Here is a 9,723-nt window from a genome sequence, read left to right as displayed (position 1 = left end):
AATGATTGTCCTTTTCTTGCCATAAAAAAATCCCCTCCAGATAAAACAGTATTGAGTCCATCATATCAGATGGACTCTTTTTTACTGTCTACCTATAGGGGATAATACCAGTTTGTTTCAATGTCTTTTTTCTTTTTAAACTATAGAGGAACAAATGGTTAAGGCTTTGTTTGGCATCCTATAGTGTTTTAGGTGTGTTATACTTATATTTGTAAATTATAATATTCGGTAGAATGTCAGGTTTGTTTGCTACTATTCGATATATATAACTGGAGGAAAAATTATGGTTTTTTTTAAAGTACTTGTAGATAATTTTCGTATAATCCTTTTATAATGATATATCTATTTATGCCATTCTCACCACGAACCACTAAGGTATTTCTAACAAACTGTATATGGCTCATATTAGGCGATACAAGCTCTTGTAAGGACAACCCATAGTTTACTACTAAATCTATTATAAAAGCGTTTCTATCCATAATAAGAGGGCGATATTTAACTTGTCTTTCTGTTAATCCTTTTGTTGAAAGTATAGTTTGTTTTAATAGTTTTTTTCTGCTTCGATTATAAAATCCTTATCACTTAGTGATTGATCAGGAATTAAGGAGAGGTGAAAACCATATACTGAAGTTTAAACATGTTCAATTTATTTAAGAACCGCCATATTCTGTGTCTTGTTTTCTAGCTCATAGAAATACTCCTAATAATTTTCTTTAGATAGTTCACTCCATGATTTGATATGTAGGAGTTTCTCATTTACTCTTAGTCACTTATAAAAACCTTTAATATCGTAATTATAACGTTCAACCCTAGATTGTTTACGTCCATTTTCTGCTAAATAAGCAGAAAATGCTTCTAATGCTACTTCTAAACTAATACCCTTGATCATTATAATCACCTAAATTCTTATTATATATTATAACAAAAAATAAGTGAAAGACCTGCTACCGCCCTTTGCTACGCTCGGTTGCTGGCATATCAAAAAGGAAAACGGACAAACAACCCTTTTCCTTTTTGATATGTTGTTTTTTATTTTCAATGAAAAAAAGACAAATCTCGTCCTAATAAGGATTCGTAGATTTGTCCTTTTACATGGGAGTAATGATATGTTTAATTACCATTATTATAACGGATTTTACAAATATTTTCAATTAGGTCTGACATCTTATTAACAACCTTATTAGTAATAATAAAATCTATTATAAATATATATCTTATATATTAAAAAGAAATAAAGACAAAACTTTTATAGGCTATCAAAAATGGGGAAGAGATCTACTCTCACAAGGAAAAATTTAATATTAGAACGTAAAAAATCATAAATAGTAGAAAATGTATCCCTAGATTTAATAATTATTAGAATTTCAATTCTACAAAAAAGCAGAAAGAAAATTATATATTTCTACATAAAATCGGAAAAAAATTGATACAAATCATATTATATTTATTCAACCTTTAAAATAGAGTGTTTTTTCTTTATTTTGGTAAATAGGGAAGTATCCGGGTTTTATTTATCCACATTTTGTTCAGAGAATGTAGCTATTTGTTCACATTACATAGTATTTACACATAACTCACATTATTATTGATGATTTTTATTAGATAAATTCAATAGCACTAGTATTCCCAACAATATTAGTAAAATAGTATTCACATTTGATCATATTTGTCCTCATATCTACTATTTTTATTAATATCCTTCTGATTTTTTGTAGATATAAAATTGGATATTTTACTACACGTAAAGAATACTTAATGTGTAGTGTGGAGATTCTACTATAGGTAGAAGAGGATTTATATAGAAATGCATAAAAAAAGACTCCATTTTACATGAAGTCCTTCTAGTTATGTATTTATAAATAGATTAGTAAAAAAAGGGCGGAATAAACCAAACACGAATAGCCCTCCACTTTCGATTTTTTCAAAAATAGAGAGCTTGTTGCTATTATTTTATTTCCATTGCGGTTAGCACCTGATCTGGAGCTGTTATTGTTACACCGGCACGTACTAAACGTTCGAAGGTACGCATAAATTCTAGTAAATTAAACTGCTTTGGTAGCTCAATAACACGAAATTTTTCTTGTGGCAGCTTATCAATTGCCTCGATAAACCATTCGCGCACATCACTTGGAATTGTGCGTTCTTTATGGCCACGAACTGTTAGTTTTTCACGCATTTCAATTTCTAAAGCGATATATGCATGGAGATTCACTCCCTGATCATATGCATATTTTCTAAATAACGTTTCTTCCTGGTATTTTATATAATTACGGTGATAAGACTCTTCTGTTACTGGTACTGCAAACTTCTGCTTCAGTAGTGCATGTACATTTCTAAACATCTTCTTAATGTTATGAAGAGAGTACATAGAATAATGTAGACTAAATTTAAAGACAGCTTTCTCACGGTCACTATTTCTCTCTTTTGGTATATGTTGTGCAATAAGAGGGTAGAGACCTTCTTTCGCTGCTGTATCAAGAATTTGATATTGAGATGTCTGATGCAATAATTTTTTCAATGTATATACAATTTTCGTTGGATATCCTTCTTTTCGATCAACCATATCACGAAGCCCACGAATGACACTGCGAATTTGACGATGACAAGTATGCTTTAAGACATGAATGAACTTATTCATGTCTGCAGACAGTTCACCGATATTCATTTCTTGTAGAAGTGATTCAATGAATTTCGCTTTACGAGCATAGGTAGCTCTTGGTGTAAACGGATCCCTGTATTGTTCTTCTCCAGATTCTTTCGTACATAAAAAGTCTGAATGGATAGACAGATATAATGTCGTATATCGTTTTGTATGCTTTACACCTTTTTGCATTTTGCAAATTTTGAATAGGGGACTACCCGTACATGGTAATGTAATTGTTAATTCATCGATAACCGCACGGATTTGATGCGGATATTTTTTATGTAAGAAACGATACATCCCGCCGAAGTGGGTTTTATTGCCTCTTTCGTCATGCTTATCTAATGAACGCTTTAACGTTATTTCTGTATGTTGTTGCATTGCGATATCTAAGAATAGCTTCTTAGCCGCTACAGATAGCTTAAAGAAAGCTTTTGTAAATACAACAGGACTAATATATACGTACGGATTTGCTTTTTCTGTTTCCTCATTCAGAAAATGAGTGAGTTTAATTGTGTAACGACCATCAATTCCATTTTCAATGGAGATAATGTTATGTAAGCTTAACTTTTTCAAAGCAATATAGAATTGAGAGTGTTGGATATAAGCAAATTCTTCTTTATACTGCTTGTAATCTTCCCACATCATATGTATGGTTACATTTGGAATGACACCATTAGTAAAGCATTTCTTATGTAGATATAAAAATACTTCGAGATCAGCATTCGTAATGCCGTATAATTTGTGCTTTCTTCCAGTTTTTTCTGCCAGTGTAGACATTGCTCGACGTGAAAAAGATGGTTTGGCTTTTTCGACAAATCCGTCCACATCAGCAATACGATCTTCGTATGTCATGTGCTGTAGAATATCTTCTAAATAAGTATCTTTATAACTGTAGTACTTCTCCTCAAATGCTTCCACAAGCTTTTGCCAAGATTTGAGTGTTACTAAAACTGCGTTTGTTGATGCACCATTTAAGCTACGTTGATTACGTACCACAAATGATTTCCCCATCTTTTTCACCTCCGTTCTACAAATTCAGAAATATATGTCAAAATACTATAAAATATACCAATTTTGATTATAGCAAATCGAAAAAAGTAAAAATGCCCCCCTTTAAGAAGAAATATGAAAAGATGAAAAGTGCCTTGAAGCTTAGAGCCCCAAGGTATTTCATAAATATGCAAAAAAAATAAAGGACATGATATCGCTGTGAATTTTCATCTTTCTAGAAAGTAAAGAATCAGGAATGAAAACCTTTGTTACACTTGATTTAATAATGATTATTATGAATTTATATTATAGAAAAAGGGACATGATACCGCTGTGAATTTTCATCTTTCTATGTATGGTGAATTTATAGAAATAACTTTGAAATGTTGATTTAATAGGGATTATATCAAAAAATAGAGTTTTCAAAAGGGACACAATACAGCTGTTTTACATTTCATGTTTTTTTAAAAAAGGACATGATACCGCTATAAGTTTTCATGTAGGGGAATAGAACTAATAAAATGAAAAAAGTAATAAAAACATTGATATATAGGTGTTTTTAAGCCTTTCAAGATAATTCTGAAAGGGACATGATATCGCTATAAGTTTTCATATTTAATATTAAAATGATAGAGAAAATCCTTTTATATCAAGGATGAAGAGTTTTATGAAAGAATTTTTTCATTTATTATTTTCAATAAAAATATTGATACATTTTTCATCTTTATGTCGAAAGGGACATGATACCGCTATAGATTTTCATATTGATATAAACATAACCATATTTAACAGTGCTAATGTTATTAAAAAATAGACTTCACATGAGTGATGTTTTACAAATTGTTGTTGTTTTATATAATAAATAAAAGAAGAAACTTCAATGCTACGTGATGAAAAGTCATGAATAGTGAAAATGTAAGCGAGAAAATTCTGATAGCTTTTCAGTTTTTATATAAGGGAATTCATATAGCTATATTATTTCAACTTGAAATACAAAGAGTTTAAAATTTAATGAAGAAGGAGGGGAACATATGGATAATGTTCTACAATTGTTTCGTGATGCATTATTAATATCGGAACCACTTTATAAAGATGACGAGACATTATGGAATAAATGGAATGCTTATTATAAGGATGTGAAAGAAGATAACAGCAAGATAGTAACTTCTTCATATCTTTCTCCTTCCTTTTCAATGCTAGTACAATGGCTTGAAAAGCAGCAAAAAAGAGGAATTTCTTCATTACAAATATTCACAGAAATAGATCAATATAAAGAGGAAATACAAGAAGCAATAGATTTATTTATTCATCAGGAGTTTTTAAAGCCTATAAAGGGTACTAATGAAATGGAATCTATTCCGTTAGAAAATGATAATCAGGTAAAAATAAATGATTATTATGAGGTTAATAACTCTGCTGTTTATTATAAATTAAGAGATGGAATTGCGAAAAATCAATTTGAAGAGGATGAAGAAACGAAAATAAAGTCATACCCAATTGAAACAAAGGATAGTAATGGGCTAGCCCAACTTTCTTCACATAAAGATGAGGATTTAAGATTAACAAACATAGAGGAAGCAGCTCGGTGGAATACACTTGTGGATGGTGTTATGAGTAATATGGATGACTTAACAGCAGATTGTCTTGATTCTATCACTATTCAATGGTTGAATGAAGCCAAATCACCAGATGAGTTCATAGATTTTTCATATGAACAAGTTTTAGAAATGTGTAGTATTCCTAAGGCAAAAGCTAATGGAGTTGAATATTATCGAGCTGAAGATAAGATTAAAGTTGCTAAAAGAATTGCTGCTTTAGCAAGTATTTTTATATACCTTAATGATGAAAATGAGGTTGTAGTCTTAAATGATCGTGCAGAGCCCGGTAAACATTACGAAGTCAAGCGTGAGATCATAAAGAGACTATTTGTACTAGATTCAGTAGTTCTTTGGAGAGATAAAAATACAAATGAATACATGGGAATAGAGTCATGTCGAATTAAACCAGGTAGTTTCTTGTCAAGCTACTTATACGGTTCAAGTAGTACAACTTCATTACTTTCCAAAAAGGCACTCGAATACAATAGTTATCGACATAAATACCATAAAAGATTAATTCGATATTTGACATGGCAGTGGAGAATTCGACAAATGTTTTCTAGTTTAAGCAGGCCTTATTCTATAGGTGGGGATAAAGGGCTATTAGCAGTAATGGATATTAAACAGAATCAAAAACCTAATAGAATTAGAGACCAATTAGAAAATGTCTTAATGGATCTAGAACGTGAAAAGGTTATTTCTCATTGGGAGTATGAAAATGGCTTAGATGAAGAGCAATTAACAAAGAAGAATTGGTTTAAAAATTATTACTCGCAGTTAGGTATTAGGATATTACCACCTAAAGAGTTAATGAATTCAATGGAGAGTTTGGCCAAAAAGAAAAATATTAATATAATACAAGCAGAAACAATTGTTGCCAAGAAAGAAAGTAAGTCTATAAGTGTAGATGAAAGTGAACATTTCATCCGTGAAAAGATTGTATTTTTGCATACGAAGAAGAGTATTACAATGAGGGAGCTTTCAGAAGAGATAGGCATATCCCAACCTACTCTTTCAAGATTCTACAACCAAAAGACTAAGCGTCTTTCAGGTGTTGCTAAGGAGAAGCTGAATCGGTGGTATAAAAGACAGGTTATTATTGATAAGATGTAATAAATAGGCTGTATAAAAGTAAGTATATCTTCACTTTTATACAGCCTATTTAATTTTTCATTTCTAGTTAAATTTTAGAAATAACAACCTTTTTAAACCTGGGAGAGTAAAAACTCTTAAGTTGATAGGGAGGTATGGTGACTGCCTTGTATGTTATTCAAAGATAGTACTTTATATGAGTATGCAATTGTACATATTCATATAAAGTACATAATACATAAAATCCCATAAAGTTATATCGAAAACATTTTTTTGTGTAGAATTTATTAAGATTCAATAATACCAACAAATTTTATGTTTAATTATAGCAGTGAAATGGTATCAATTCCTGAAGTGATACTAATATGAAAACTTTTTGAATATAATTAGGAAAAAACAAAAGATTTAATGTCAGAAAAATCAAACATAAGATATACGATTTTCTAGTTTACTTATGAAAAATATAGTGATTAAAATGGGGGGGAAGTAAGGACCTTATATTCTATTAAAAATAAAGAAAAAAACGAGATGCACTTACTCTTTTGAAAAATTTTTCATCCTCAAGTGTGTGTGAAGAAATCCTAACGTTAGGTTGTACAACATTTACGATCAAAACTTGTAAAAAACAATAGTGAAGAGGTGTAAGGAATGAAGAATAAAATTATGACAGGATTTTTAATAACATCAATTGTTACCGGAGCGACTATTCCTATCAATACTCTCGCAACGCCAATCGTTCAAGCAGAAACAAAACAAGATAATATAGATATTTCCTCAGCGTTACGAAAAATAGGTGCACACTCCAAATTAACACAAACCTTTGTCGATGGAGCCTTAGCAAGTCCGAATGTACAACTTGTAGAAGTTCCATCTTTAAATACAACTCAATTTCTAATTAAACAAGATATGAAAGAGTGGTCATCCGAACTTTATCCCAAATTAATTCTATTAAATTCAAAAAGTAAAGGATTTGTAACTAAATTTAATAGTTATTATCCAACATTAAAAGGATTTGTAGATAATAAGGAAGATAAAGAAGGGTTTACAGATAGACTGGAAGTCCTTCAAGACATGACCATAACAAACCAAGAAAGTGTGCAACGTCAAATTAATGAGTTAACAGATCTAAAACTACAGTTAGATAAAAAGGTGAAAAATCTTGATACTGATGTGGCAAAAGCACAGAGTGTCCTTAATTCAGAGGGAACAGGAAAAATAGATAAGTTAAAAAATGAAATGCTAGATACAAAAAAATCAATTCAAAATGATTTACAGCAAATAGCATTATTACCAGGAGCCTTAAATGAACAAGGGCTAAAGGTATTCCAAGAAATTTATAGTCTATCGAAAGATATCATTGAACCGGCTGCTCAAACAGCAGTAGTAGCGTATAACAAAGGAAAAGAAATAAACAATGCTATTGTAGACGCAGAGAAGAAAGCAGAGCAAGAAGCAAAAGAAAAGGGAAAATCAGCTATAGAAATTGAGGCTGCCAAAAAAGAAGCACGTGAAGCAATAGAGAAAAGTAAAAAAGGTGAAATCGCTGCAGCTGCAGTTACAAAAACGAAAGAGTATGATCTTATGAAAGTGATTGATCCTGAAAAAATAAAAAAAACATATAATACTTTTGCTGAAATTAATAAACTAACAGCAGAGCAACGTGCATATTTAAATGATTTAGAGAAACAAAATCAGAAATTATATGACTTAACAACTAAATTAACTGTAGCGGATTTACAAAAATCAATGATTCTTTTCATGCAAAATGATTTGCATACATTTGCTAACCAAGTAGATGGAGAAATTGAGCTAATGAAACGTTACAAAGAGGATTTGGATCTAATAAATAATAGTATTACAAAATTATCGACTGAAGTTGATGCCAATAACACTCAGTCTCAAAAAGATACATTAAGACGATTAAAAAGTGTAACAACTCAACTCGAAGAACAAGTTTATAAATTCTAATATTAAGAACACAGGTTTATCAAAAGGATTATATTGCAACTGAAAATAAGGAGGAGATCAAATGATGAAATTTCCATTTAAGGTTATAACTTTAGCCACTTTAGCAACGGTTATAACTGCTACGAATGGTAGTACTATTCATGCACTTGCACAAGAACAGACAGCTCAGGAACAGAAAATAGAAAATTATGCGTTAGGACCTGATGGATTAAAGAAAGCGTTGGCTGAAACAGGCTCTCATATTCTTGTAATGGATTTGTACGCAAAAACTATGATTAAGCAACCGAATGTAAATTTATCCAATATTGATTTAGGTTCCGGAGGAGGAGAATTAATCAAAAATATTCACCTAAATCAGGAACTGTCACGAATCAATGCAAATTACTGGTTAGATACAGCGAAGCCAAACATTCAAAAAACAGCACGTAATATTGTAAATTATGATGAGCAATTTCAAAACTATTACGACACATTAGTAGACACTGTAAAAAAGAAAGATAAGGTGAGCCTCAAAGAAGGAATAGGGGATTTAATCGATACAATTCATACAAATTCAAATAATGTTACGGAAGTCATTAAGATGTTAGAGGCTTTTAAAACAAAGTTGTATACAAATACTGTAGATTTTAAAAATAATGTTGGTGGTCCAGATGGACAGGGCGGATTGACGGCTATATTAGCGGGAAAACAAGCACTAGTCCCACAACTTCAGGCCGAAATTGAGAATTTACGTTCTACACAGAAATCACATTTTGATAATGTATTAGCCTGGTCAATTGGTGGTGGATTAGGAGCTGCTATTTTAGTTATTGGAACGATTGCAGGAGCGGTAGTAATTGTTGTGACGGGTGGTACAGCTACACCAGCTGTTGTGGGTGGTCTTACAGCTCTAGGAGCCGCTGGTATCGGTTTAGGAACAGCTGCTGGTGTCGAGGCATCTAATCATATGAATTCTTATAATGAAATTTCGAATAAAATCGGAGAATTAAGTATGAAAGCTGATCTGGCTAATCAAGCTGTTATTTCACTTACTAATACCAAGGACACTCTAACATATTTGTATCAGACAGTGGACCAAGCAATCATGTCTCTAACAAGTATTCAGCAACAATGGAATAAAATGGGGGCTAATTATAAAGATTTATATGATAATATCGATCAAATGCAAGAACATAAACTTTCGTTAATACCTGACGATTTAAAAGCTGCTAAACAAAGTTGGAATGATATTCATAAGGACGCAGAATTCATTTCCAAAGACATTGCTTTTAAACAAGAAAAAACAAACTAAAAATCAATATATATTCATAGGAGGAATTGAAGTGAATAATAATTTTCCTTATAAACTACTTGCTGTATCGACGTTTTTAACCCTGACAACAACTACTGTAGTTTCACCAGTAGCTGCTTTTGCAAGTGAAAGTAAAATAG

At 31.3% G+C, this 9,723-nt stretch carries 4 protein-coding genes and 2 pseudogenes; 4 read left to right on the top strand and 2 right to left on the bottom strand.

Annotation, left to right across the window (positions count from 1 at the left end):
• Positions 1-295: 295 nt before the first annotated feature.
• Both MR168_RS30730 and MR168_RS30720 read right to left on the bottom strand, forming a co-directional pair.
• Positions 296-889: pseudogene (locus MR168_RS30730) on the bottom strand (integrase); the annotation flags it as partial.
• Between the two features lie 1,056 nt (positions 890-1,945).
• Positions 1,946-3,655, bottom strand: coding sequence for a hypothetical protein (locus tag MR168_RS30720; protein WP_153579183.1), 1,710 nt, complete (start codon positions 3,653-3,655; stop codon positions 1,946-1,948).
• Positions 3,656-4,665: 1,010 nt separating this feature from the next.
• Between MR168_RS30720 and MR168_RS34010 the strand changes: the two are divergent.
• The 4 genes and pseudogenes from MR168_RS34010 to hblD all read left to right on the top strand — a co-directional run.
• A pseudogene (locus MR168_RS34010) lies at positions 4,666-4,957 on the top strand (XRE family transcriptional regulator); the annotation flags it as partial.
• 23 nt (positions 4,958-4,980) lie between these two features.
• Positions 4,981-6,345, top strand: coding sequence for a helix-turn-helix domain-containing protein (locus MR168_RS30715; RefSeq protein ID WP_373366278.1), 1,365 nt, complete (start codon positions 4,981-4,983; stop codon positions 6,343-6,345).
• 627 nt (positions 6,346-6,972) lie between these two features.
• Positions 6,973-8,292, top strand: coding sequence for a hemolysin BL lytic component L2 (gene hblC, locus MR168_RS30710; protein ID WP_086412589.1), 1,320 nt, complete (start codon positions 6,973-6,975; stop codon positions 8,290-8,292).
• A gap of 61 nt (positions 8,293-8,353) precedes the next feature.
• A complete protein-coding gene (gene hblD / locus MR168_RS30705) occupies positions 8,354-9,583 on the top strand; it encodes a hemolysin BL lytic component L1 (protein WP_086412590.1) in 1,230 nt (409 codons plus the stop codon).
• Positions 9,584-9,723 lie beyond the last annotated feature (140 nt).

The sequence above is a fragment of the Bacillus cereus group sp. BfR-BA-01356 genome (assembly GCF_022663635.1).
Classification (GTDB): Bacteria; Bacillota; Bacilli; order Bacillales; family Bacillaceae_G; genus Bacillus_A; species Bacillus_A cereus.
The sequence above is the reverse complement of the archived record's forward strand: the minus strand, read 5'-3'. Positions and strand labels throughout refer to the sequence as shown.